Consider the following 25,791-nt stretch of genomic DNA (forward strand, 5'->3'; position numbering starts at 1 on the left):
CCTGACCCTGCTCATCGACACCACGCCGCCGCCAGTGTCCCACCGTGCGTCATCTGCCTGCACTACGGTCAGGCACACCTCATCCGCCGCTTCGGCGACCCCGACACCCCGTCGTGCCGCTCCTCGCCCACGCCGACGGCCTCTACCGGCTCGACGACCCAAGCCTGCCATGGATCGTCGCCGCCCCACCCGCATCGGCCCCCGCTCCGCTGGCCGCCGCCAGGCGCTGAAGCGCCCACACCGGTAAAGAGAATGCGCCTCACCGCGTCCCGCCGGCCAACACGCGCCGCCTTGGGGTCCTGCCGGTGGCTCGCGCGAGCCGCACCGCAGCCACCACCTGTCGCCGTAGGCCGTGCACGGGCCGATTCACCGTCGGACAAACCCTGGCCAGCCCGCCTGACCGGTGGGCCGGCTTCACATGGGCCCGGGGGCGGGCCCTGCCCAGTCAAGCCGGTCCGCCCCCGGTGCTCCTCAGCCACAAGGAGCCCTTGAATGCTGCCTCCTCAGCGACCAGACCGCCAACCCCGCCTGACCAGGGCAGGCACGCTCATCGTCATCGCCACCATCATCACCGCCGGGCCGGCTGGCGCGTTTGCCGCCACCGGACGATTCACCGCCGCGGCGGTAGCCGCCGTCATCACCGGGGTGGTGGCGCTGCCGGGCGCCGTGGCGCTGGTCCGGCTTGCCCGCCACCACCAGCACAGGTGGGGCACCGATTTCGAGCGGTTGTGGGCCAGTCTCGCCGCGGCCGCCGACCGGGAGAACAGCCTGCGGCGGGAACTCGCCGCGGCGTTGACCGATCCGCTCACCGGCCTGCCCACCCGGGCGGTCGTCGAGAGGGCCCTGGCTACCGCCGCCGAGCAGCGTGCTCCTGTGGCGGTCGCGGTGGCCGACGCCGATGGTCTGCACCAGGTCAACGACGACGGTGGGCACGCGGCGGGTGACCGGTACCTCACCGCGATCGCGGATCGGCTCACCACCGCGGCCACCGCTGTGCGGGCCGACGCCGTCGTGGCTCGTGCCGGCGGCGACGAGTTCGTGATCGTGGCCCCGCACACCGACCCAGCCGTGCTGGCCGACGCGATCCATGCCGCCTTCACCGCACCGACCGCTGACGAACCGGCACCGCGGGCCAGCGTCGGCGTGGCCGCAAGCGACGGCGGCAGTCCCCGCTACGCCCTCGCCCAGGCCGACGCTGCCATGTACACCGCGAAGCGGTCCGGCAACCAGACCCTGGTGTACGAGCCGGACCGCGACGGGATACCGCGTGCCGACGGTACCCGGGCGCAGGTCCGTCGCCGTGACCTCAAGCCCGGCCGCGACATCGTGCTCACCGACAGGCCGGTCCCGCCGGTCCGGATCCTGTGCAGGGCAGCGGACGCGGCAGCGATCGTCAACGCCCTTCGAATCGCTCACGACAGGTGGGCAGCCATCGCCCCACCTCCTCCGACGGGCAGCGGTGCGGCAGACGGAGCGGACCATACGATCGATGTCACGCCCCCGGCGGCGGGGATCGATCGGATCAGGGCGGGGGCGCAGTCGGCAATGGCCACGTACGCCACCCTCGCCGATGCGATCGCCGCGGCCCTCGACATGCCCGGCGGCGAATCATGACCCGGCCACGACCGATGCCCTCTCTGGTGGTCGTCGGACAGCGCGCGGCGGTCGACCTGCGGCAGGACGACCTCATCCGGCCGCCCGGTGAGGTGAAGGTCGTCCTCGCCGTACCTGAGTGCCGTCGGACCTCGAACGGCACGCGTGGCCGGGCAATGGTCCAGGTGCGGTGCCGCCACCACACCGTCCGCCTGTCGCCAGCGCCCGGACGGGACGGCCGGTGACCGGCCGGCCGCAGCGGCTGAGCGCGTTGGCCGCTGCCACCAGAAGGCTGTGCACCTACACCGCCTACGGCTGGTGGCTGCTGGCCGGCGGGCGCGCCGGACGTGGTCTGCACCCGGACGACCTGACGCCGGCCCAGCGGCTGGTGTGTGCGGCCGTGCACCATCACGCGGACTGCGTCACCGCGACGGGCGGCACCTACTCGGGCTGCCAGCCGCACGACCTGGTCGACGGGACCAGCATGTCGACCGGCTCGGTCAAGTCGGCCCTACACCGGCTGGTCCGGCTGCGCTGGCTGGACCGCGACCCCCGCAGCGGGACGTTCCAGGTAAGCACCGCCGCGCATGCGTTCACGCGCAGCGGCTGGCTCGACGATCCGGCACTCGCCGGCGAACCCCTGATCGACGTCCTCATCGACCCACCCGACTGACCCGGCAGCCGACAGCCCGCTGGCAAATGCACCTGAACTTTGTGCCGATGACGGCCACACCAGCACGGGCGAATGCGGCTACGCCGCTGACCGACCCGGCGCCGATGGTCGACGTCACCGGCAGTGCCCTGCGACCCCGATACGCGAGCGGGCCGAACGTCGCAGCAGTCCACACCCCGCGCCGGGCGTAATCGCGTGGCCGGTTCACCACTCCCCTCTGCGCGCCGTTGGGCGCGAACCCCATTCCACGTCCCGGTGTCCCGCCGGGCTTCCCTGAAAGGCATCGCCATGACCGACGCCCTGACCTCCGAACGCCCCGATTCCCCGACCGCCGTCACCACGCAGCCGTCACCGCGTCCGCTGACCGCCTTCGCCGGATCTCCCGGTCAGGCGGTCACCATCCTGGAAGCAGGCGCCCGCTACGACGCCGTCGTGCTGTCCCCGGCCCCGGGGACGAGCATGGTCCGTGTCCTGGTCGACGGGCAGGTCCGCAGCCTGCGCGCGGACATCTCCGCGGTACCGGTCACGGACCCGGCCGCCGCGCTGGCGTTGACCCGGCAAGCCGTGGCGTGGGCGCTGGCGGAACAGGACAGCGCCGTCGAACGCGCCCGCAGCCTGGTCGAGCAACGCGACGAGGATCGGCGACGCCAAGCCAGCCAACTCACCGAGATCCGGTCTTACGCCATCGACCAGTACCGCGAGGCAGACATCACCCGCGACGGGCTCGACAGCCTCCTGTCCCGGTTTGACCTGAGTCCCTACCAGCCGCGCCACCGGGTCCGGTTCACCATCAGCGGCAGCTTCGACGTGATTCCCGACGCCGACCGCGACACCGAGGACACCGAGTCCGACGTCCGCAGCTACCTGCGGATCGACACCAATCGGGTCGACAACGTCGACGACGACACCGTGACGATCGACGTCACGGCCGACGTGGAAGACCTCAGCGACTGAGGCGCGCATCGCGGCGGCCGCCCACCCCGCAGTGACCACCCCGGACATCCTCCTGGTCCAGGCGTCCATCCGCCACGGACCTGCGCTGCCAGCGGCGGCCGTACCTGCACACCACTTGTCCTGGCCGATGCCCGGCCACCCCATTTCCGTGTCGGGCATGGCCAGACGGCCATGCCCGGCAACTGCCCTGACAGGAGTCTGCATGGCCCGTGAAACGTTCCGATACATCCTGGTCGCCGAGGACGGCACGAGCCACGAACACCACACCCGACTGCGCCACAGCGACATCGCGTCGCTGCTGCGACGCACGGTCGGCGGGTGGCTGACACCGATCCCGATCAGCGTCCCGGACCTCTACGCCTGGGGCGACGAGGACGGCCACCCGAAAGCCCTGCGCCCGAACCCGGTCGCCCGCCTGCTCGTGGCGCGCCTGGGCGGCGGTGACCTACCGCTGGGGCGACCTGTCGTCGTCACCGGTCGCCGAGGCACCACCGTCATCAGTCTCACCACCACCCAGACCGACGCGGTGCTCACCGCGCTCACCTGCTGCCGCTGACCTGCCCGTCGGCGGCACGGGCCGCCGACGGCCTCGGGAAGGAGAACCCACCGTGGTCACACCTGACAAGCTGACTCTCACCACCCGCGACGATCGTGTCGCCGCAGTGCCCTACCTCGTCGGTTTCACCCCGACCAACAGCCTGGTCGTGGTGGTCCTGGACGGCAGGCAGGTCCGCTTCGCCGCCCGCCTCGACCTACCCCACCCGTCCGACCTTGCGGACCTGGCGGTACCGGCGGCGCAGAACGCCGCGATGATCGCCCGGCACGGGTCGGCGGCGTTCCTCGTCGGCTACGGACCGGCCGACCGGGTCGCACCCGCCGCCACGCTGCTCACCACCGCGCTGACCACCGCCGGCGTCGACGTCCTCGAAGCCTTGCGGGTCGGCGACGGCCGTTACTGGTGCCTGTGCGGTGACGCCGGCTGCGCCGACGGTGTGGCCTACGACCCGGCTGGCAGCAGGATTGCGGCGGAAGCGGTCTACCGCGGTCTCGCGCCCCTGCCCGACCGGGGCGCGCTGGAACGCCTCATCACGCCGGTATCGGGGCCGGAGCGCGTCCGGATGCGCACTGCGACATACACCGCGCTGTCTCGGATGGCCGTCATGTTGGCCGAGGGCGCCGTCTCGACCGCCAGCGGCGGGCAGCCGGTGGCACCGGAGCATATGGTGCGCGCCGGGATCGCGGCGGTGCAGCAGGCATACGAGTCCGCTGCCCGCGACGAGCCCCTGTCCGACGACGAGGTGGGGTGGCTGACCGCCGTCCTCATGGTCCCCGAGATCCGCGATCACGCCTGGATCACCTGCGACGGCAGCGATGCGCAGCGGCGGCTGTGGATCGACGTGACCCGACGGGCGATGCCCGCCACCAGCGCCGCCCCAGCCTGCCTGCTCGCCATCACGGCCTACCTGGCCGGTGGCGGCGCCATGGCGAACATCGCCGTGCACCGTGCCCTGTACGCCGACCCGGACTACCACCTGGCGCACCTGCTCGGCCACGCCCTGCGCTCTGGTGTGTCGCCGCAGCAGTGGCGGGCCGCCACCACCGGCACCGCCGAGTAGTTCGTCGCTGCGGTGCCCGACCCGGGCGCCGCCGGCACCCTGTCGCGAGCAGACGCTCGCACACCGTTCGAGGTGAGGGCAGCCGGTGGCATCCCCCGGCTGCCCTCGATACCTCCCCAACCCTGGGGATTGGAGGTGTGGGCACCGTGTCCACCCTGATGCAGATCACCGTCCTGCTGACGGCGATCGTGATCACCGCTTCTGTCACCTACCACCTGGCCCGGCTGCGCGCCGCCGGCCGTTACCGGGCGGCCGTCGCCGCCGCCCTGCACAGCCTCCACCACGACGACCTGACCGGCCTCGGTAACCGGGCGGGTTTGCACGTCGCCCTGGCCGTCGCCGGACGACCCGTCGCGGTGATCCTGATCAACCTGGACGGCACCCGGACGTTCGTGGCCCGCTACGGCGACCGCGCGTTCGACCAACTGCTCGTCCTGACCGCCGGTCGCCTCCACCACGCCGCGCAGGCCGCCGGCGCACAGGTGTTCCGTCTGCGCCGCGACGAGTTCGCGGCAGTCATCGACGATCGCGCCGACGCCGCTGGTCTCGCCGCGCGGCTGGTCGCTGCCGTCGCCGAACCGACCGACATCCATCTCACCGGGCCGCCCGTCACGGTCACCGTCACCGCCTGCGCCGGCGTCGCGTCCGTCACGCCACACCAGGAGGCCGCGCGGCGGCTGGCGCTCGTGCACGCCGACCGCGCCCTGCGCGCGGCTAAACAGACCGGTCGCGGGCACACGACGGTGTTCCACCCCGCCACCATGCCCGGCGCCATCGACGGCGGACCGGTCCGGTGAAGACCCGCCGGCTGGTCATCTGCCGCCGCCGGGCGCCTGGCGCTGCGGATGTCGGCGGGGACGTGTACGGGCTGATCGACTGGGACGACGCGCCGATCCTGATCGTCGGCAGCAGCGACCAGGCGGTGAAGCGGGAAGCGATCCGACTCTTCGCCCGCACCCTCGCCGACACGGGCAGCCTCGCCGAGGACGCCCCGGACTTCACCGACCGGTATCCGCTGCCCGATCCCGACAGCCCGATCACGGCCATCGACGACTGGCTGACCCAGCTGCGCCGGGCAACCGCCATCCCCTGGTTCGCCGTCCTCGACGACGAGGTCGTGATCGCCCGATAACCGCCCCGCCACGGCAGCCTCGCCGCTGCCACCGGCCGGCTGCCCGTCCACCGCCACACCGCCGGGCATCCGCCCTGCGCTGAGGCGGCGACCGGCTGACGGTCCACGCCGACCACGTCGGCAATCGACCCACCAGGGGCTGGTCACCGCCAGCCCAGGAACCCATCCCGCTTTGCCCCCTTCCGGGGATCGTGCCGGCCGTGTGCCGCAAACCCCGGGGGCCACCCGGGGTGGGTGCACGGCCCGGCGCGATGCCTGGACTCCGCACGAAAGGACACGGAGCCCCATGATCGAGCCATCCGCGCAGATCCAGACGCTGCTCGCCGCCGTCTCTCTACGGCCGGCCGCCGCCGAGGGAATGCGGACGATAATGCAACGCCAGTCCGAGTTCCCCAGCCAGACGCAGGCACAGCTCACCGGGATCGCCCTGGACCCCTACGGCCGCGAGTTCGCCGACCAGTTCCTGGACACCTACTGGTCCGACGAACAGCGCCACCACGACATCATCAGCGCAGGCCGCACCGACCGTGAGGTCATCATCGGCAGCGGATTCCACGCCGCCACCTACGCGGCGATCCGCGTCCTCGCCGGCTACCCGAAGCCGCTGGTGCTGGAACGCCACCAGCGCGTCGGCGGCACGTTCGCGCTGACCGCACGGCCGACGTTCTGGCTCAACTCCCGCAACCGCGCCGGAGGCGCCGGACCCGCCGGCGACCAAGGGGCGAGCCTGAACTACCTGCCAGGCGCACCGATCCAGGCCGCAGACCTGTCCATGATCGAATATCAGCCGAACACGGACATGGCGTTCGTGATCCGCCTCGCGCTGGCCCAGTTCGCCGACGTGGTGACCAACGCCACCGTCTCGTCCGTCAGCGCCGCCGGCGCTGGGGCCAGCATCGAGATCGAGGGTAAGGCCCCGATTCTGGCGGGCCGGGTCATCGACGCCCGCGGCGTGGGCGACCCGATCCAAGATGGCGCCAACGGCACCACCGTGCTCACCTTCCGGCAGTTCATGCAGCGGATGGCCGGCATGTGGCCGCTGCGTGGACTGCGTCGCGTCGCGGTCGTCGGCGGCGGTGACTCCGCCAAATGCGCCGTCGAGTCGTGCCTCGGCCTCGCCCCGCAACCGTTCATGGCCGCCGCCGCCCTCGACCAGGTCGACCGCATCGACTGGTACGCCGAGGACCTGCCGACGACCTGCGAGCAGTGGCAGACCGACATCCGCGGCCGCTATCAGGCCACCGGCCGCTACCTACGGGCGGACCGGCACGGCGTCCAACGACTCACCGTGATCAGCCGCCGGGTGCGTCCCATCGCGCTACCCGACGCCGCATTGATCGGCGGGCGCACCTACGACCTCGTCATCGTCTGCACCGGCAACCGCGAGACACCCATCGACGGACTCGACCTCGCCTCCTTCGACCAGTACACCGCCGCCGACGGCACCGTCGTTGCCCGTACCCACTACACCCTGCCCGCGTTCCGGGTCGGCCCCCACGCCAAGCTCCCCTTCACCGCCACCGAACGCGCCGACGGCGTGGCGGACATCACCCCCAACGCGGTCTCGATGTTCCGCACCGCACCCAAGACCGCCGCGCTGGCCGCGACTCTTCCCGCACCGACCCGGAGCTGACGCGCACCTCCGTCCGCGCTTCGCAACACCCGGGCTGCAGTCCCACCTCGTGCCTACGGGCCGGCTGGGGCTGCGGCCCCAGCCTGTCCGCCGCCACGTGGCGGAGACAGGAGGGCCACCATGGCCATGACAGCCGAGCAACGCGACGCGTTACTCGAACGAACCCAAGCCGAGTTCGACGCCCGGCTGGCGCGCCTCGCCGCCGACCCCACCGAGTGGGTCACCTTCATCGAGGAAGCGGCGATCTTCGGCGCCCGCTACAGCCTGCACAACCAGTTCCTGCTCATGCTGCAATCCGCGGAACGGAACATCGAGCCCCGCTACTTCCTGCCCTACGGCAACAGGAAAGGCACCTCAGGCTGGAAGGCCCTCAACCGGCACGTCCGCGCAGGCGAGACCGGGTTCCTCATCTGGGCGCCAGTCACCCGCCACCCCACCGAGGAGCAGGCCCGCGAGTGGGAGGCCGCCGGCCGCACCGTCCGACGCGACCCGGACGGCCGCCCCGCGATCCAGGTCGTCGGATTCCGGCCCACCAGCACCTTCGACATCAGCCAGACCGACGGTGAACCCTTTGAGGTGCCCACCGTGCGGCGCCGCCGCCAAGTGAAGGCCCCCGGCGGGCGCACCGCGCAGCAGCTCACCGGCGATGACCCCACCGGCGCCTACGACGACGTCGTCGGACTGATCAGACAGGCCGGCTACGACTTCGCGCTCATGCCTGCGGGAAGCGCCCACCTGGGCCACGCGAACGGGGTCACCGTCAAGGGGACCGGTGTGCAGGTGGTGTGGGTGCGCGACGACGTCAGCGGCGCGCAGCGCATCAAGACCAGCCTGCACGAGTTGGCCCACATCCGGTGCGGGCACCTCGACGACCTCGACCGGCAGGAACTGCTGCACCGCGGCCGACGCGAGACCGAAGCCGAGAGCGTCGCCCACCTGGTGTGCCGGGCGCTCGGCCTCGACACCCAGGCCTATTCCGACGCCTACGTGCTCGGCTGGGCCGACGGCGACCTCGACCTGATCCGTGACTGCGCGCAGACCGTGCTGCGGGTGGCCAAGGCAATCCTGCGCGACCTCACCACCGACGACGCTGACCTCGCCGCGGCCGCCGGACCTGGGCTCGCCGTCGAGGCGCAGCCCGTCTGACCGGCCACCGCCGCCGACTGCTTCCTCATCCACCCCGTCGACATCTCATCCCGCGCCGGCCCGGCCGGCACCGGGCACACGCGCCCGTCCCCATGCCGGCAGATCGTGCACACACACCCCGCACTCGTTAGGAGCATGAATATGCTGTCCCCGCAGATCACCCTCGCGCTGCCCGAGGTCGTCACCGGGATTGAGGAGAAAGCCGAGCATCTCGGCTGGGCCGCCCCACCGGTGCTTCTCGCCCTGTTCCACCGCCAACTGGTCACGGGCTCCCCGCTGCACCTGATCGAGGTGGAGCCCTCACCGTTCGCTCTCGACCTGGAGCCCGGCTCGGACTCCGGCCTCGCCGGCGTGTTGAACCTGCTCGCCGGCTTCATCTGCATCCCCGAGAACGCACCCGAGCTGACGGACTGGCTCGACGCCACGCACCGCACGTTCGTCGGGTACGCGCTGGTGTTCGAAGGCTTCCAGTACACGCCGTACGCCGACTACACGTACGGCGACATCAACACCGTGCCGGCGATGGCCGACGCCGAGGTACGCATCGTCGTCGCCATCGACACCGACGGCCGCTGCTACGAGACCAACCGCATCCGGGGCGAAGCTGCCCAGCCGATCACGGTCCACGACGCACTCACGCCGCAACTCCTGGCCGGCGCCATCCCCGACGTGCTGAGCCGACTGGTCACCGCCACCCACCACCTGTGACTGGCAGCGCCCGTCGAGGTCCGATCATCGATTCTCATCTGGCGCCACCCTGTCTCGGGTGGCGTTTCGCATGTCCGCCAGGAACTGCTCATGTCTGAGACCGCCGACCTGCGCGGCGGCCGGCAGCACGGCCATGGGCAAAAGCTGGTGCTCTGGGACGTGGACCATCTCGACGGATAGTTCCCGATCCGGAACCGGATTCCCACCCTGCGCGGCGCAGGTCGCGGTACCGCCGATCGCCCCGGAGACCACGGCCGTTCAAGATCATGAGTGTGGTTGAGTCGCGGCGGGCCAAGGTCGGACCCCGTGACGCGGTCGGCAAGGCCCGCCGCCGGGTCGCCCCGGAGCTGATCAGTGACCTCGAGGTCTACGATTTCGCGACGAAGAAGTAGACCGCAACGGCGTGCGTCCCACAGGCCGCGTGTAACGTGTCGTAACGTTCTCCACGTGCCATACATGGCACGTATGCCAAGGGCGGGAAGCAAAAGCTCCCCGCCCCGGACGGACACGTCAGCGACGTTCCCGGGCTCCAATCCAGACCGCCGCGGACTGTCCTAGCACTGCGAGGGCCTTGGCCGCCACGGCAAGGTCCTCGCGCTGTTGGTGGACCGCCAGCAAGGCGGTCAGCTCCAGCGCTGGCCCCGTGAACCGCCAGACCCGTATCAGGTACGGAACCGGCCGCGTCGGCTCTTGCTCTTGCTCCTGCACCGTGTCCTCCACTTCCCGGTCTCCGGACGGTCCGAAGCACCGGCCGGTTTCGCTCCGGAACACGGGCCAGGCGAGTGGAGGACTGCACAGTTGCAGTGCTGCGGAGTGACGTTACGGATCAGGGCCGGCACTTCCCAGCCGGACACGCCGTGTCGCAGCGGAACGACGTGAAGCGTCGAGCCCATAGGGTCCCAGAGCGGAAGTAGCGAGCGGTGTCATCGACGGGCGTGGCCGAGCGGGGCCCTGAACCTTGAGCAGGGTGGGATCGGATCCACGCGGCGTCGCGCAGCCAGCGCAAGCGTAGGCCGGGGTCATACCACCTGTCTCGAAAGAGCGCGCCTCTGCGGTTCGACCGGTCACACCGGCCCTGGTCCACGCGTCGCGCACGTAGACGCCCAGCGGGTTCAGGTCTTCCTACCTGGTTGTTGTCGTACCCGGCCTTCAGAATTCGGCAGGTGGTCTTCGGCGACGCTCGCGTGCTCGGCTTGATCCCCACCTATCGCACCTTCGAGGTCTGTTGCCTTGAGACGCCTAGAAAGGCGCTACTGCGGCATCGGATCACTGCGGCGCGATACCGAGAGTTGCTATGTGCGCAGGGCGGTGGGTGCGGGATCTGCGGCGGCCCTGCTTGGCGGGAGCCGGTCGGCTTGGTCCCCCTGCCGATCGACCATGACCACCCGTGCTGCCCTGGCCGGGATTCTTGTGGCCAGTGCGTGCGGGGTCTTCTGTGCGCCGGCTGTAACGGATTCCTCGGCCTGATCGAGCTGCACGGCAACGCGATGCTGTCGTCAGAGCGATGGATCGAAGCTGCCCGCGCCTACCTGGCTTGCGCCGGGGTCGACCCGTGGGACCCGGACCGGTTCACCGCCGGCGGACGCATCCACCGCGACCGACGGATCAGAGACGGGATGGACTGCCGCTGCTACCACTGCACCGATAATCCGAACGGCGCGGGCGGATGGATCGCTGCGGCGATCGCCACCGGTCAACCAGTGTGGGACGAGATCGTCCGACGGACCGCGCAGAAGCGGGCAAAGGCCAACGAACTCGGGCCAAACCTCGACGAGCTGTGACCCATCCCGACGCCGCACCGACCGTAATCCCAACCAGGATCGAGCCGGCGGCCAGGGCGTTGCGGGCGTGGCATGAGAAGCCTGACCGGCCAGCGGGGGATGAATCCGAAGAGCGCCCCATGCTCGCCGCCCCTTTCCAGCGCGCGCTAACCAGTCGACGCGCCACGTTGGAAGGACCAGTTGAGTCGGCCTGGAGTCCGGTGCCGGAATCAATCCCGTCCGGTTCCCCAGGCCGCTCTTTGGTAGACGTTGGTCGCTAACCAGAATGAGCTCCTGGTGTAACTCAGCCCGCAGGGCTGGCCGATCGTCCGGTTCACCGCCGACACGGTCGCCCGGATCGCGGCCGACTGCGACGCGCTCGCGGCGCGGGTCGGCGAGTCGGCCGGCACCACCCGCATCCGCCTGGTCGACGGCACCGTCCGCCAGACCGAGCGGGCCGGCACGCCCACAGAGTCGACCAGCACCATCACGGCCGACGTCGACTGCTACTACGTCCTCGACGGCTGGAGCTGGCAGGTCACCGACCCGCCCCTGCGTGAGCAGCCGACCTGAGCCGCGATCTGCCTGATGTGCCCGGGCAGCGGCTGCGCCACATCCCGGGCACCCCGGCAGATGCGCGCCGCAATCGGCACCCCACACCCACGCCACACCTTCGACGTCAACCTGGAAGGAGCACGGTGGACACAGCCCAGGACTGGCAGGAACTGCTCGACCTCACCACGGCGTGGGGCGAGGCCAGCCGCCGCAACGACACGTCTTTGCCCAGCGACGACGACCTGTGGGCGTACGCCCGCCACCACCGCCTCGGGCTGCCCGCATCCGTCGACGACCTCCTCGTCGACGACCTGCGGGACGCCTTCAACGCCGGCCGGCGCCCCCACCTGATCGACCTGGACGCCCTCGCCGCCCACCTGGCCGAGCAGGGCCGTCCGGCTCTGGTCGCGCACAGCGGCGGCAACACCGCCACCCTCTACACCGGCAGCCGCTACACCGACCGTCTCGGCGACACCCGATGGTCAGTGACCGCCGGGCCGGGCTGGTTCGACGCACCCGGCCGCCGCCGGCCCGTCGCGGACACCAGCGAGTTCACCATCGGTCCCGACGACCAGGACAGCTGGTGGTGCGTCCGGGTACCCGAACACACACCACCACCGCGGAAGTGTGCGCGCTGGTCATCGCCACCATCGACGAGGTCGAGGCGCGGCGGGCTCGGCTGTCCGCTGCCGCGTCGGCCGCCGCCGGCGCCGTGGTCAGGACGGTGGCCGCACGGTATCCGGAACTCGGCACCGCCATGCCGGACCCCGGTCGCGACCTCGTCCGCGACGTCGGCGACCTCATCGCGGACTGGTTGCACGCACGGCTGCCCGCGCCGCGGGCCGCCCCGCCCACCATCACCGACCGGCCACGCGGTCAGGAAGGGAGGAGACCGTGACCCGGCCCGTATGCGGCGCCTGCGCCACCCCCGGCGGGGTGCGGGACGGTCGGCCGTGGTGCGACACCTGCCGCATCTGGCTCGTCCTGCACGAGCCGACCGGCCAGTGGGTCAGCTACGCCGACCATGCGTCACGGGACCGAGCCGCCGAGACGGCACGGCGCATCGCCGCCTCCGCCCGCCAGGTCACCGACAACCTGCCCCAGGTCCACCGGATGCTGCCCGAGGGCTGGACGGCCAGACCTCACCAGGCAATGGACGGCGTTCCGTACGCGATCGCCATCCACGCGCCCGGCGGAGTCATCGAGGCGACAACCTATCTGCACCCACCCACCGACACCTCCGGCTGGCACGTGAGCGTGCACAACCGGGTCACCGGGGTCGGCTTCCCCTCCTACACCGACGGCGGCGCCCGCGTGGCATCGTTCGACACCGTCGAGGCCGCCGCCACCGACGGGATCAGGCTACTTCGCGGCGAGATCCACGACCTGGCCTCACGCCGGCACCGCTGACCGGACCAACCTGCCCACAGTCCAGGCAGAGGTACCGGCGTACCACGGTGTCCGTGACCACAAACCCCCGTCGGCCCGATGCCTACCCGATGACGCATCGCTGAATGCCATCACTGCGGTCGGGTCACCACGCCGGGCCGGACGGCGAATTCCTCCACGCCAGGCCCGCCACATTCGCATGAAGCCCCTGGCCTCCGGGTGACCCGGCCACCGCCGCGACCTGCTCGACCAAGCAGCCGAACACGCGGAAGACAGCAGTTCCCGTGGAGCCGAACGCAACGGGCCATCTGACTGCACCAGCCGACAGACGAATTCCGGCGGGCCACTCACCGGCACCCGCCTCGTCCGTCTGCGCTGCGTGTGGACTGCCTCAGCCCTGACTGACCTCACGGACGGGGCGGGCGAGGCCCTTGCTACCGACCTCACCCGCCCCCTGCACGAGCAGGAATGTCGTGCCAGGACTGCACCGCCGGCTCACGGAAGCGCTCCGGAACCGGCCGCACCCAGCCCCGTGTCGCGTCGCCCTCGCCTCGCCGCCGGCCAGCTGCGCGCCGCCGTCGATGCGCAGCTCGCCCACCCCGATCTGGACCCCATACCCGCCGACATCGGCCGGGTCCTCGACCGCGCCCACGGCGGCGTCCTGCGCGCCTGCCCGTGTCTGGTCGAACTCGGCCGCTCCCGACAGACCGACACCCGCCCGCGCCGCTTCCGCGCGGCCACCGAAAGGACCCGTCATGGAAGACCATCCCTACCCCACCGACACCAGCAGTGGGGCCCTGCCCGAGCAGACGCCGTGGACCGCCGAACAGATCACCGACCTGCTGCACGCCGGACTCCAGCAAAGCCGCGGCGGAATGCCGGACGACACCGTCCTGCGCGCCACCGCAGACCTCATCGCGCAGCAGGTGGCGCTCCTGCGCCGCGCCGACACCGACCTGATCGACACGCTGCGCGGCGCGCTCACACAGGCCGATGACACCCTGCGCGACAGCAACAGCGCTCTGGAATACCGGTATCAGCAGTTCGTCGACCTCGTCCGACGCTGGATCATCTGGGCGGTCAACACTGGCACCCTGTCCGTCGCCGACGCCAACAACGCCCTGCACTACCTGACCATGCCGCCACCCCTGCGCACCCACTTCGAGGCGACCGTCCACACCCCTTTGGCCGTCGACGTCGACGCCGCCACCACCGACGACGCCGTCGCCTCGGCGCAGCACCTCCTGCGCGTCGACCTGCGCAGCCTCGATGCGGCCGTGCGCCCCACCGAACCGTGGCAGCTGCGGCTACGCGTCCTCGACCAACCGTCAACGCACCCCGACCAGCAGCAGTACCGGTACCGGGTGGTGTGGGTGGTGCCGCTGGTCGTCACGGTCAAGGCCCTCGACCACCGCGAGGCCATCCCCATCGCCGTCGACATGGTCACCGCCGACCTCGACCACCTCGACGTCGCCCACGCCCACACCGTCGACATCCGCGCCGTGGACATCACACCGGTCCACCACAGCGACTACGACCCCACCACCGACTGACCCCGCGGTCTGTTCCTGACCCCCGGGTGACGCACCGACAGGTGCTCCCCCTGGACGCCGAAATCACACCCATGCGGTGCCCGGCGCCCCAGCGCCGGCACCGCACTTTTGAGTGGAAGGCACAACCTCTGATGCCCTCGACCCACACCACCCACGAACCGACCGCCGGTCCCACCCGACACCACACCACCGGTCCCGCCGATGTCGCGACAACCGACAAGGCCCGCGACCCCGTCGACGACCTACCCCACCGGCGGGGGTGCCGATGATGGACGGGCGTCTCCTCGCCGCCGGCATCGCCGTCGCGGTCGCACTCACCCTCACCGACATCGTCCTGCGGCTACGCACCCGCCACGACACACCACGACGGTCACCAGCCGACCTGACGATCACCGCCGCCGCCACCCTCACCACCCTCGGCCTGGCCGGCATCGCCGGCGCCGTCAGCTACGACCATCTCCGCGAACTCGCCGAGTCCCGAGGCGAAACCGGCTGGCGAGCCCACGCCTTCCCACTGACCGTGGACGGCGTCGAAATCGTGGCGACCCTGACCATCCTGGCCGACCGACGCGCCGGCCGCCCCTCCACCTGGGTCACCTGGACCGCGCTCGTCGCCGGCGGCATCGCCAGCCTCGGCGCGAACATCCTCGTCGCCCAGGACGACCTGATCGCCCGGATCATCGCCGGCTGGCCCGCCATCGCACTCATCGCCGCGATCAAAATGCTCTCCGGCATCCTCGAACACGCCCCACGACACAACACCCCACCCGACCGATGCCCTCCAGCCTTTTCCACCAGTACGACCGCGGATCCGGCCGATGCGCTCGACAGCGCGCCGACCGAGAACGTGTCGCGACACGAACCGCCCGCCACACCCGACGACCCGACCGTGTCGCAATCCGACGACACCGACGGTGACGCGGCAGCCGCCGACGACTGGCCGGTCACGCTCATGCGCCGCATCCCCGTCAACCCCGAGCCCTACCAACGCTGGCAGGCAGTCTGGGCTGACCTGAAAGCCGGCCACACCGACCTCAAGGATCTCGCCCGGCGACACCGCTTCGACGTGCGCTCTGTCCAAGCGATCCGCCGCGCCGGACAACTCGGCATCCTCGACCACCCCGACCCGCCCGCACGACGCCTCGCCGCACTCCCCACCGCCACCGGACACCACGAACCACCACCCCAGCCGGCCACCGATACCCAACCGGCCTCACCGTGACCGACCCCGCCGCCTCGGTAAGCCACCCCCACGTTCGTCGGGAAGCCGGGTTCTCTGCTGGCATCCGCCGCCAGTTGTGCACAGGCCGAGCGGATCTCGGCTGCTGACCAACCCTCAACAAGCCCTGGCGTCGGGAACGGCGGGCACGTGACATCACCAACCGTCTCCCCGACGCCAGGGCCCCAATCCCTGCCCGAACCGCTACTGACGTCACAGCCGCTGCAAGCCCCGCACTCGACCGTGCCGCAGATGCGGCCATTTTTTGTGCCCACAACCCAGCAGCCACAAGCAACACAAACCACGAATACCGCACCGAAAAGGGCGGCGAACTTCAACGACTGCCGCCCCCACACCTGGAGGACCTCATGACCACGCCAGCAACCGCCTCTATCCGCTACCGCACGCCCGGGGCACGACGGTGAGCCGCCGCCTCGCCACCATCCTGCTCGCCGTCAGCCTCGCGGTGATCTTCACCTGTCTCGCCGGCACCAGCGTCCTGGTCGGCACCCCCGCCATCGGCTGCGCACCCGGCCCCGCCACCTCCCTACCGCCAGCCCCCGCCGCCGGGTGGCCGACCATCGGCCGCTGGGACCGCGACCAGGTCAGCAACGCCGCCACCATCACCGCCGTCGGCGCCCGCGACGGCGTACCCGCCCGCGGCTGGGTCATCGCCGTCGCCACCGCCATGCAGGAATCCAGCCTGCGCAACCTCCCCGGCGGCGACCGCGAAAGCATCGGCCTGTTCCAACAACGCCCAAGCCAAGGATGGGGCACCCCACAGCAACTCCTCGACCCCGCCCACGCCGCCGCCACGTTCTACGCCACACTCCTGACCGTCCCCCACTGGCAGAGCATGCCGCTGACCGAAGCCGCCCAACGCGTCCAAATCTCGGCCCACCCCAACGCGTACGCGAAATGGGAACCCGACGCCACCCTGCTGGTCACCACCATCACCGGCGGCAACCTCCCGTCGGACGGATCACCAGCCGCCGAGAACTGCGACGTCACCGGACCGTGGACCCAACCGATCCACGCCCCCGTAGGATCCGGATTCCGGACCGCCGCACGCCCCGGGCACGACGGCGTCGACCTCGCCGCCCCACGCGGCACCATCATCCGCGCCGCCTCCACCGGAACCGTCACCCGCGTCCGCTGCAACGCCATCGACCGCCGCGACGGCAGCAACTGGGGCTGCCACCGCGACGGAAACCCCAACCACACGACCGGATGCGGCTGGTACGTCGACATCCTGCACGATCAAGGAATCATGACCCGCTACTGCCACATGGACAAGCCGCCCCTGGTCCAACCAGGCCAGCCCGTCACCGTCGGCCAACCCATCGGTCTCGTCGGCTCCACCGGACACAGCTCAGGCCCACACCTGCACTACGAGATTCACACCAACGGCGACTCCAGCAGCGCAGGCGCCCAAGATACCGTCCCGTGGGTCTGTGGATCTAAAGGTGTTTCCGGCCTGACCTGCCGGGCGTTGTGCCTGGTGAGGAGGGTGCCGTGATGACCGCGACACTGAACGACCAGACCGGACGGAAGAAGCGGCCCGAGCCGTCGGCGGAGGCGAAAGCCGCCGCTGAGCTGGTTCGGGCCGCGAAGGAGCAGGGCTTGTCGTTGACGGGTCCGGACGGGCTGTTGAAGCAGTTGACCAAGACGGTCCTGGAGACCGCGTTGAACGAGGAGATGACGGAGCATCTCGGTTATGCCAAACACGAACCCGACGGCGCCGGCTCGGGCAACATCCGCAACGGCACTCGGTCGAAGACGGTGTTGACCGACGCGTCGGGACCGGTGCAGATCGACGTGCCGCGGGACCGGGCGGGCACGTTCACCCCGCAGATCGTGCGCAAGCGGCAGCGTCGCCTGTCGGGCGTCGATGAGGTGGTGTTGTCGTTGTATGCCAAGGGTTTGACCACCGGGGAGATCTCGGCGCACTTCACCGAGATTTACGGGGCTTCGGTGTCCAAGGAGACGATCTCGCGGATCACCGACAAGGTGATCGAGGAGATGACCGACTGGTCCCACCGGCCCCTGGACGAGATCTACGCGGCGGTGTTCATCGACGCCATCGTGGTGAAGGTGCGGGATGGGCAGGTGGCGAACAGGCCGTTCTATGCCGCGATCGGGGTCACCCTCGACGGGGACAAGGACATCCTCGGGTTGTGGGCCGGCTCGGGTGGTGAGGGCGCGAAGTTCTGGATGAGCGTGCTCACCGACCTGCGCAACCGGGGCGTGAAGGACGTGTTCTTCCTGGTCTGCGACGGGTTGAAGGGCCTGCCCGATGTCGTCACGAACGTGTGGCCGCAGACGATCGTGCAGACGTGCGTGATCCACCTGATCCGCAACACCTTCCGGCTCACCTCGCGGCGCTACTGGGATGAGCTGAAGCGCGATATCAAGCCGATCTACACCGCCGTCAACGCCACCGCCGCGAGGGCCGCGTTCGACGACCTGGCCGAGAAATGGGGCGGCCGGTATCCGGCGGTGATCCGGCTGTGGGACAACGCGTGGGCGGAGTTCATCCCGTTCCTCGACTACGACCTGGAGATCCGCACCGTCATCTGCTCGACCAACGCGATCGAATCGTTGAACGCCCGCTACCGGCGGGCGGTCAAGGCCCGCGGCCACTTCCCCAACGAGCAGGCCGCGTTGAAGTGTCTGTACCTGGTGACCCGATCCCTGGACCCCACCGGGGCAGGCAGAACCCGATGGACGATGCGCTGGAAACCCGCCCTGAACGCCTTCGCCATCACCTTCAGCGACCGCTTCCCAGCCGCTGAAACCTACTAACCAAGATCGCCGGAAACACCCTTAGAGCGTGTTTGAGAAGGTCTGTTGTGGACGGCGTGGCGGCATGACATCCAGCGGTGGGGCGGGCAGGGTGGCGCGGTGTCTGCGCGCCGTGGCTACCCTTCCGACCTGACTGACGCCCAGTGGGCGCTGATCGAGCCGTTGTTGCCGGAGCCGAACACGGACGGCCGCCGGGAGAAGCATCCGCGGCGGGAGCTCGTCAACGCGATCCTGTACGTGGTGCGGTCGGGGTGTCCGTGGCGGTACCTGCCGGCGGATCTGCCGCCGTGGCAGACGGTGTACTGGTACTTCACCCGGTGGGAAGAAGCCGGCGTGACCGAGGAACTCCTGACCACACTGCGGATCAAGGCACGGGTGCAGCAGGGCCGTCAGTCGCAGCCGTCGGCAGGGATCATCGACTCCCAGAGCGTGAAGGGCGCCGACACCGTCGGCCGGGACACCCGAGGCTACGACGCGGGCAAGAAGATCAACGGCCGTAAGCGGTTCATCATCACCGACACCCTCGGCCTGCTGGTCACCGTCACCGTGCTCGCCGCGTCATGGCAGGACCGCGACGGCGCCAAGACCGCCCTGCTCCACGCCTACATGCTCACCCCGATCCGGCACGTCTACGCCGACCAGGGCTTCACCGGACGGCTGGTCGACTGGACCCGCGACACCCTACGCACGACGCTGGAGATCGTCCGCAAACCCGCCGACCAACGCGGCTTCGCCGTCCACCCCCGCCGCTGGGTCGCCGAACGCACCCTGGCCTGGCTCACCGCCTGCCGCCGCCTGGCCCGCGACTACGAACGCCACCCGACTGTCTCCGAAGCCCTCATCCGCTGGGCCGCCATCACCGGCATGACCCGCCGCATCACCCGCGGCCGACCGGCACGGCGTCAAGCCCGCCGCACCTTCAACCAGACCTGATCAACCCCATCTCAAACACGCACTTAGCGAGACAGGCCCCGTCCCGTTCATGATCGCCGTCGGAGCGCCACTGGGTGAATCCCCAGGGTAGGACGGCCGCTTATGTCGGGGTACTGGCTGGTCAGAGCGACCACGGTGGACAGCCGCCCGACCAGCAGCTCGGTGACGGCACTGGCGATCACGTCGCTTGGACAACTGTCGGCGTACAGGTCCGAGTGCAGAGGCAGGTAGGGCTGCAAGCGCACATCGGCGCCGAGTTCGGTCTACGTCCGGCGACTCGCCGCCTGACCTGACAGCGGTCCGAGTCGGTGACGTTGCGTAACGGGTGTTGCTGGGCCAGCCGTTTCCTCGGGTAGCAGATTCGGCCGATGAGCGGATGCTCTGCGCGGAGCTCTCGCATGTCGCTACGACAGTCTGCGCAGCCGCGCGAGTGGCGCGCCGATGCGGCCAGCAGAGGCTGGCCGTGATGACTACGACGTGATCGGCGGCGCCTCGTTCACACGCATACCGCGCTGCGTTCGCCGTTGCTCGCTGCCGCGGCGGAGCATGCACCGGATCACGCTGCGAGGCGACATCTCGGTCGGCCAAAGAGTCAGTAGAGTGCGGCGCGTGAAGAGATATGCCTGACTTCTATCGGGTCATCGTCGACGCGGGGCCACGACCTCGCGGCGTCGGCCAGAAACATCGGCGCCTTCAGTACGAACACCTTCGATGTCGCCGGAAACCTCGGACGAGCCGACCTGCTGTCGGCCGACGAGGCGATCGCAAACCTGCTCAAGGGGGCCGAACTTAAGCACCTAGTGATCGGCTTCACGGCCGGTGCCGTCGCGGTCGGCGGCACCGTCCTCACGGTCAAGGCCGCGCCGCACATCAAGGGCTGGATCAACGGCATGAAGTCGAAACTGAACGGCGAGGCCGACAGGCAGCCGGCCCGGGAGGGTGACGCCGAGACGGGCTTTCCCCAGCAGGTGGAACTGGCGCTGGAGGACCTCCGGGCAGGTATGAGCAGTGAGGAAGCGCAACGGCGGATCGCGATGATCATGATTGCCGCGGCTTTCATCGCGGACCAGATCCGAGCGCTGTCCCACGCTCGCGTCGAGGACGCCGAGGCGCCCCGGGAACTGCGAATGGCACTAGCGAAGCTCTCCGCCGCTGACCTCACGGACACCGTCAACCGAATGCTCGAAGCCAACTCTTCGCTACTCAGCGACGAGACCTCGGCCGCGTTCATGAAGATCTTCGAGGGCGGTCGGTTCGTCGAAGGCGCGTACGTGCCGCTTCGCAACGACAAGGTCAGGGACGCGCTCCGCCTGAAGAACGACGAGGACTAACCACGGTCCGGCCGGGAGCCGCGCGGCCGGACCGCCTCGTCAACACCGCCCACTTGAGGCACAGAGAACCTGAGACTCGCGGTTACCCGAAGTAGTTGAGACGATAGGCGGGAAACAATCATGCTTGCGGATCTGGCCGATGAGCGTGCGTCCCTCCCATGCCACCAGACAGCGACAGTTTGCGGTGATTGTTTCCTATATTCTGCGCTACACGTGATCCGTGCCGTTTATCGAAACGCGAGTGCCGTAATCGCCAAGGTGTCCGAGAAGTTGTCGCCCCACACCAGCGACTACGGACGCCACCTCGCCAAGAACTCTGCGACCACCGCCGTAACCTGACCCACATCCGACGCGAATGATTCCCAGGTATGCCCCGGCAGCAGGGCTTCAACTAGGCCACACATTGGCATCGTCAAGTCAGGTTGAAACCTTGGATCGTTCATTTCATAGTGAACACATCGGTTTCGGATCTTCAGGCCCGCGGTCGAAACTATTCGCTTGGCTGGATCGCCGTCAAGTATTGCCTGCAGCTGCGTGATCGCTGGTGACACTAAATCTGGATACAAGCCAGCAATTCGGCGAAGTGCGGTCAGGCAGTGGTACGCGGTTATCGTCTGCGCTCGAAAGACTGCCCCCTGGTGCCCGTGGGCAGCAAGTGGAAGAACAAGTCTAGATGTATTAAGATCTGCTTCGATCAGAAGCAACAACATCTTCAATTCCAGTGGAAAAATGGTCTCGAACCGGCCGGCAAGGTATCGATGCGGTCGGCAGTTACGTGTGCGGATCGTCAGGCTAGAGAAGTCGATGGTGGCCTCGGGCTCGTCAATGACGAATGTGGCACCGCACATCACGGCGACTGCACCACCCCATTCACTTGAGACTTCAGCTAGCGCCTGGCCGATCTTGTTGAGATCCTGCTCGCTTGGATTTATCCCCAGCCGATACGAGGCTGGCACTGTAGCGCCTATGAGTGAGTCGCCAAGGAAGTACAGGCCTAGGTCCGTCTCTGCCCAGCGAACCCACCACCGAGCCTTACCGGTGAAGGCATCTCGATGCATGGCCAGTGCGTCGCGGAACTCCGCCAGCACATCGGTCAGAGTCTTCTTATTATCGTCCAGGATCTTAGTCGTATGCCGGCTGCGCGCAGTTATCGCCGCGTATTTATCAGACAGTTCGGCGGCGAACTCCGGGATACCCACGTACCTGGAGGTGGAACGGATAGCCGTCGCGCCCTCGTGTGCGATGCGTACGAAGTGGTGGCTTAAGAATAATCCTACGTAACCTGTGACAAGATTATCTAATGCTGTCGATCGGGCGAGGTCGGCTACCCATCTCCCGTCCTCGTACATCAGCTTTCGCGCCGCCCAGCCGCGAAGCTCATCCATGTCTATTCCTGGCCCTGGACGGATCGGGACATGGAGCGGAAAGGCCGTCCCCTGAGCCGGGTGTAATTCGGTCATCGCGACTCCTAAATTTGGCGGCCCGTGGCATGTGCCTCCAGACCGGCAGGCTCCGACTAGTGTTCCTGGCGGTCCGTGGATTGAGGTGACGCCTATAGTGCTCGGCGAGCAGAGATCGCCGCTGCGCTCTGTCGAGCGCCAGGATGGATGCCGGGCCTGCTCTGCGCGGCTGCCGCTTGGCAATAGGTAGACCTACGGCTGAACAGCCTGCTAATTATAAGACCATCGACAGCAATGCCCCTAGACCTTTTTCGGGTCAATGTCATGAATGACCTCCGCAGGTTCGTTACCCTCCAGGCCGGGCAGACTATCCGCCTACAGCGTCAATCGCTACCGAGTTAAAACTCACGCGAGTCGTGACGGCGTACTGATCTGCCACGAAGGAGGCGTGGCGATCCGAGCAGGTCCGACACACCTATCTGGTCCTGCCAGCTGGGCATGCCGGCCTTCGCTCTTTAGGAGGCCGCTTCGTAGCAGCGCTCGCGTTCCTGCTGCCACAACTCGTCATCGCTCAGCGAAACATACTCGGGTCGCATCTTTCGAGCGAGGCCGTAGAAGCCCGAACTCGGTCGGTCGGTGCTGCGGGAGACGACCAGCGCGCTCCACAGCGGCTCACCTTTGTCGAACGCTCGACGGGAGACTCTATCGAGCGGCTGGCTCAGGAAGTCCGGCCTGGTTTCCACCCGCTTTGCGAGGGGGCCATAGCCGATCAGTCCCTTCGCTGTAGCGACGCCGAAAAGGATGTCCGCGATGCGATCAACTCGGTCGACCTCGAACGTCTCAGCCATCCGGCCACGGTAGAACAAGTCTGACCTGCGACGGTTCATCTGATCCGCCAGACATATGGCCATCCGGATGCTTTGAAGTGTCCCCTTCTGGCCGCAGACCGCGCGCCCGGTCAGCGTCCGCTCGTAGCCGATGAGCGGATGTGATCAGCCCGGCATGCACGCTCATAGCCGCTGCCGGTGCGCGATCGGGCGTGCTACAGGTTCCCGGACTCTGGCCAGTTGGACCAGTGCGTGTTGGGTGGCGTGTCTGGTGCGTACCGGCTCACGTCTCCTGTCGTCAGTACGTCGGCGAGCTGGCGGAAGGTGATTGACTGGCTGGGAGGTGTGTCCTGGAGAAGGTCGGGGTGGTGCCACTGATCCAGCCGCATGATCTCTGGGATGTCGGCCGGGATTCGCCGCCGCAGCTCGACTTCGTCGGCCAGGAGCAGATCCCGGTGGTCCGGCACGAGCCGGCGAAGCACGTCGACCAGATCCTCGCCCCGGTCGGCGGCTACTGCGATCCGTCGGCCTCGTACCACAATCGATGCTCCCTGATAGGTCTCGGGCTGGTCAACGTCCTCGATCTCGTCCCAGTTGTCGACCCGGCTGAGGAAGTCCTCGTTGACGTAGCCCGGTTCGCCCTCGGTCAGACAGTTGCCGAAGATGTGAAGGACGTCGATGAGGTTGCCAGCCCTGGGCGAGTATCCCAACGTTTCAACGATGAGCGCCCATCGCTGCGCGTCGCGGTAGGCGTGAAGCCGGGCATCGACCGCGTAGTAGTAGCCGTGGCCCAGGTCCGGAAACGTGAAGTCCGCGGCTGCGGTGTCGAACTGGTCGAGGATCTCGGCAGAGCGCATGATCGTGGAGTGTAGCCACGGGTTCTCCACCATGATCGGTACACGCACATGCCGCGGATCGGGTGCGAGATCGGCGCAAACGTGCTGGAAACAGGGGTGGCGCTCGGTCAGGTGTCGGGTTCAAGCCCGCCCTGTTTTTCCTCGCCGGTGTCGAAGAACCTCGTCAGGTAGGTCGGCGGATCCAGGTCGCTGGCCCGTAGCAGCGAGAAGACCTCTGCTCCATGCCCGGGCTCATCAAACAGCCGATACGCCTGGGAGAGTCCTACATAGTCCATGTCGGGGTGCTCCGCCGCATTGCCGAGCGCCTCGTCCTCGGCCAGTCCGATCGCCTCGTCGAAACCTGCGGCGCGCCACAGCGTCAGCCGTTCCTCGTACAACTGGCTCGCCGAGTCGGAGCCCACACGGAAGACGCAGCGGACGCAGAACCAGCCAACCTCGTCCTGCGTCTGTTCGTTCGGCTTGGTCATCGACCCATCGTCTCGCTCCGGCTCGCCGGAAGCGAGCCCACCGAGGCGACGGTGGGTCTTCCACAGAGCGCCTGCCGCGGAGATGACGTTGGTGCCCGACCGCTGTGGCGTCCGGACGTAGCCGGGGGGACGTCGCCGCAGGGCCGTGTCGGACCATCCGCTTAGGGTGTCCGGCATGTTCTTCGTGTGCCGGTGGCGGGAGGAGTCGCCGTTCAGCAAGCGGGTGGTCACCGTGCCGGACGCGACCGTGCTGGACTGGTTCCGCCGCGGCTGGGAGCACGACGACCCGCACGCATGGATCGACAGCGAGTTGGGCGGCGACGTCTACGGCTTGGAGTCGATCTTCGAGGAGGCCCGGAATCGGAACCTGCCTCGTCCGGAGTCCGTTGACGACCTGCGTGCGCTGTTGACCGAGCACCTGTGGGTGGAGGGCGACGACGAGGACACCTTCATCCGACTCGGTGAGCACGCCCTGCGCGTGCGTACCGATGACGACGAGGTGGACCTGGCCTACTACTTCCTCGACGCCGCCGCCGTTGACGCGTCGCCTGACCGGCTCGCGTTCCTGCTGCACGACACCTGGCCCCTGCCCACCAGCACGGCCGCCTGCGGTGCGGTCTTCAACCCTGCGGTGCCCGTCCAGACCGTCCGGCTGGTTCCGCCCGGCCCCGAGTCCGTCTACTCGGTGCGTCTCTGCTGGCAATCACCCGATACCTACCGGAATCTGGACCTGCCGGGTGCCACCGTGTTCCCCGGCCTGACCCTGCCGGACCTCGCCACCCATCTGCGCGACGCCGACGACCTCGACGCCCACACCTGGCCCCACGACGCCCAGCTCCTGAAAGCCCTCGTCGCCCCGGAAGACAACGACGTCGGCTCGGCCCTGCGACGCTACGCCCGGCTACCCGGCTACGCACCCTCGCCCGCCGGCCTCGACCACGCGCCCACACCCGACCCGACCCGTGAAGACGTAGGAGAGCCGGGAGCCGCGCGGCGGCCTACCGAATCGCTGATCCGGCTCGACCCCCACATCGCACAAGTCGCCCGATACATCGATGACTTCTTCGGGTTCGACCAATGGTTCCTCTTCGAAACCCGGTGGGCAGCGGCAAACCCCGACCTGGCCCGCTCGCTGCTGCGCTACACGACCCACTGGGACCCATTCGAAGCATGAATCTGCACGACTGTCCCGAGCCTGCCTGAAGCCGGGCCGCCGCCCGCCCGCCGCATCACCTGTACA

Annotated in this window: 25 protein-coding genes; 20 read left to right on the forward strand and 5 right to left on the reverse strand. The window is 68.8% G+C overall.

Annotated elements, in window-relative coordinates; translation table 11 throughout:
- Positions 1 to 492 precede the first annotated feature (492 nt).
- From ACN26Z_RS20930 to ACN26Z_RS20990, 13 genes are all read left to right on the forward strand, one after another.
- Entirely contained in the window at positions 493 to 1,614 is a 1,122-nt protein-coding gene (locus ACN26Z_RS20930) for a diguanylate cyclase domain-containing protein (protein ID WP_421463013.1), read from the forward strand.
- 220 nt (positions 1,615 to 1,834) lie between these two features.
- The gene (locus ACN26Z_RS20935) at positions 1,835 to 2,266 is read left to right on the forward strand and encodes a hypothetical protein (RefSeq protein WP_421463015.1); all 432 of its coding nucleotides are present in this window, start codon (positions 1,835 to 1,837) and stop codon (positions 2,264 to 2,266) included.
- Between the two features lie 288 nt (positions 2,267 to 2,554).
- Positions 2,555 to 3,220, forward strand: coding sequence for a hypothetical protein (locus ACN26Z_RS20940; RefSeq protein WP_421463017.1), 666 nt, complete (start codon positions 2,555 to 2,557; stop codon positions 3,218 to 3,220).
- Positions 3,221 to 3,422: 202 nt separating this feature from the next.
- Complete coding sequence (locus tag ACN26Z_RS20945; protein ID WP_421463019.1) at positions 3,423 to 3,776, forward strand: hypothetical protein; 354 nt, start codon at positions 3,423 to 3,425, stop codon at positions 3,774 to 3,776.
- Between the two features lie 52 nt (positions 3,777 to 3,828).
- Entirely contained in the window at positions 3,829 to 4,836 is a 1,008-nt protein-coding gene (locus ACN26Z_RS20950; protein WP_421463021.1) for a DUF4192 domain-containing protein, read from the forward strand.
- A gap of 146 nt (positions 4,837 to 4,982) precedes the next feature.
- Complete coding sequence (locus ACN26Z_RS20955) at positions 4,983 to 5,633, forward strand: diguanylate cyclase domain-containing protein (RefSeq protein WP_421463023.1); 651 nt, start codon at positions 4,983 to 4,985, stop codon at positions 5,631 to 5,633.
- Positions 5,630 to 5,968, forward strand: coding sequence for a hypothetical protein (locus ACN26Z_RS20960; protein WP_421463025.1), 339 nt, complete (start codon positions 5,630 to 5,632; stop codon positions 5,966 to 5,968). The genes ACN26Z_RS20955 and ACN26Z_RS20960 overlap by 4 nt, the downstream gene beginning before the upstream one ends.
- A 286-nt stretch (positions 5,969 to 6,254) precedes the next feature.
- Positions 6,255 to 7,601: a hypothetical protein gene (locus tag ACN26Z_RS20965; protein ID WP_421463027.1), complete on the forward strand. Its 1,347-nt coding sequence runs from the start codon at positions 6,255 to 6,257 to the stop codon at positions 7,599 to 7,601.
- Between the two features lie 120 nt (positions 7,602 to 7,721).
- Positions 7,722 to 8,747, forward strand: a complete 1,026-nt coding sequence (locus ACN26Z_RS20970) for an ArdC family protein (protein ID WP_421463029.1) — start codon at positions 7,722 to 7,724, stop codon at positions 8,745 to 8,747.
- Positions 8,748 to 8,888: 141 nt separating this feature from the next.
- Positions 8,889 to 9,455 carry a hypothetical protein gene (locus ACN26Z_RS20975; RefSeq protein WP_421463031.1) on the forward strand — a complete coding sequence of 189 codons (567 nt, stop codon included), beginning with the start codon at positions 8,889 to 8,891 and terminating at the stop codon, positions 9,453 to 9,455.
- Between the two features lie 1,163 nt (positions 9,456 to 10,618).
- Positions 10,619 to 11,236: an endonuclease domain-containing protein gene (locus tag ACN26Z_RS20980; protein WP_421463033.1), complete on the forward strand. Its 618-nt coding sequence runs from the start codon at positions 10,619 to 10,621 to the stop codon at positions 11,234 to 11,236.
- 1,159 nt (positions 11,237 to 12,395) lie between these two features.
- The gene (locus ACN26Z_RS20985) at positions 12,396 to 12,668 is read left to right on the forward strand and encodes a hypothetical protein (protein ID WP_421463034.1); all 273 of its coding nucleotides are present in this window, start codon (positions 12,396 to 12,398) and stop codon (positions 12,666 to 12,668) included.
- Complete coding sequence (locus ACN26Z_RS20990) at positions 12,665 to 13,180, forward strand: hypothetical protein (RefSeq protein WP_421463036.1); 516 nt, start codon at positions 12,665 to 12,667, stop codon at positions 13,178 to 13,180. Before ACN26Z_RS20985 ends, ACN26Z_RS20990 begins: the two co-directional genes overlap by 4 nt.
- A 370-nt stretch (positions 13,181 to 13,550) precedes the next feature.
- On the opposite strand, the gene ACN26Z_RS20995 is transcribed toward ACN26Z_RS20990, so the two are convergent.
- Positions 13,551 to 13,916, reverse strand: a complete 366-nt coding sequence (locus ACN26Z_RS20995) for a hypothetical protein (protein WP_421463038.1) — start codon at positions 13,914 to 13,916, stop codon at positions 13,551 to 13,553.
- Between ACN26Z_RS20995 and ACN26Z_RS21000 the strand changes: the two genes are divergently transcribed.
- The 6 genes from ACN26Z_RS21000 to ACN26Z_RS21025 all read left to right on the forward strand — a co-directional run bounded on the left by ACN26Z_RS21000 (position 13,915) and on the right by ACN26Z_RS21025 (position 21,000).
- Complete coding sequence (locus tag ACN26Z_RS21000) at positions 13,915 to 14,712, forward strand: hypothetical protein (RefSeq protein ID WP_421463040.1); 798 nt, start codon at positions 13,915 to 13,917, stop codon at positions 14,710 to 14,712. The two genes, ACN26Z_RS20995 and ACN26Z_RS21000, sit on opposite strands and share 2 nt — an antisense overlap.
- 268 nt (positions 14,713 to 14,980) lie before the next feature.
- Positions 14,981 to 15,934 (forward strand): DUF2637 domain-containing protein, encoded by a 954-nt coding sequence (locus tag ACN26Z_RS21005; RefSeq protein WP_421463041.1) that lies wholly within the window; start codon positions 14,981 to 14,983, stop codon positions 15,932 to 15,934.
- Between the two features lie 418 nt (positions 15,935 to 16,352).
- Positions 16,353 to 17,450: a M23 family metallopeptidase gene (locus tag ACN26Z_RS21010; RefSeq protein WP_421463042.1), complete on the forward strand. Its 1,098-nt coding sequence runs from the start codon at positions 16,353 to 16,355 to the stop codon at positions 17,448 to 17,450.
- Positions 17,450 to 18,736 (forward strand): IS256 family transposase, encoded by a 1,287-nt coding sequence (locus ACN26Z_RS21015; protein WP_421460383.1) that lies wholly within the window; start codon positions 17,450 to 17,452, stop codon positions 18,734 to 18,736. The genes ACN26Z_RS21010 and ACN26Z_RS21015 overlap by 1 nt, the downstream gene beginning before the upstream one ends.
- Before the next feature lie 69 nt (positions 18,737 to 18,805).
- The gene (locus ACN26Z_RS21020) at positions 18,806 to 19,669 is read left to right on the forward strand and encodes an IS5 family transposase (RefSeq protein WP_421464646.1); all 864 of its coding nucleotides are present in this window, start codon (positions 18,806 to 18,808) and stop codon (positions 19,667 to 19,669) included.
- A gap of 800 nt (positions 19,670 to 20,469) precedes the next feature.
- Positions 20,470 to 21,000 (forward strand): hypothetical protein, encoded by a 531-nt coding sequence (locus ACN26Z_RS21025; protein ID WP_421463043.1) that lies wholly within the window; start codon positions 20,470 to 20,472, stop codon positions 20,998 to 21,000.
- Positions 21,001 to 21,290: 290 nt separating this feature from the next.
- Here the strand turns inward: ACN26Z_RS21025 and ACN26Z_RS21030 are convergent, their stop codons facing one another.
- From ACN26Z_RS21030 to ACN26Z_RS21045, 4 genes are all read right to left on the reverse strand, one after another.
- Complete coding sequence (locus ACN26Z_RS21030) at positions 21,291 to 22,385, reverse strand: hypothetical protein (protein WP_421463044.1); 1,095 nt, start codon at positions 22,383 to 22,385, stop codon at positions 21,291 to 21,293.
- 530 nt (positions 22,386 to 22,915) lie between these two features.
- A complete protein-coding gene (locus ACN26Z_RS21035; protein WP_421463045.1) occupies positions 22,916 to 23,248 on the reverse strand; it encodes a hypothetical protein in 333 nt (110 codons plus the stop codon).
- Positions 23,249 to 23,442: 194 nt separating this feature from the next.
- Positions 23,443 to 24,084, reverse strand: coding sequence for a DUF7003 family protein (locus tag ACN26Z_RS21040; RefSeq protein WP_421463046.1), 642 nt, complete (start codon positions 24,082 to 24,084; stop codon positions 23,443 to 23,445).
- Positions 24,085 to 24,191: 107 nt separating this feature from the next.
- Positions 24,192 to 24,551, reverse strand: coding sequence for a hypothetical protein (locus ACN26Z_RS21045; RefSeq protein WP_421463047.1), 360 nt, complete (start codon positions 24,549 to 24,551; stop codon positions 24,192 to 24,194).
- 175 nt (positions 24,552 to 24,726) lie between these two features.
- Here ACN26Z_RS21045 and ACN26Z_RS21050 point away from each other — a divergent pair, with 175 nt between their 5' ends.
- A complete protein-coding gene (locus tag ACN26Z_RS21050) occupies positions 24,727 to 25,725 on the forward strand; it encodes a hypothetical protein (RefSeq protein ID WP_421463048.1) in 999 nt (332 codons plus the stop codon).
- Positions 25,726 to 25,791: the final 66 nt, after the last annotated feature.

It is taken from the genome of Verrucosispora sp. WMMD703 (assembly GCF_049178935.1).
Classification (GTDB): Bacteria; Actinomycetota; Actinomycetes; order Mycobacteriales; family Micromonosporaceae; genus Micromonospora; species Micromonospora sediminimaris.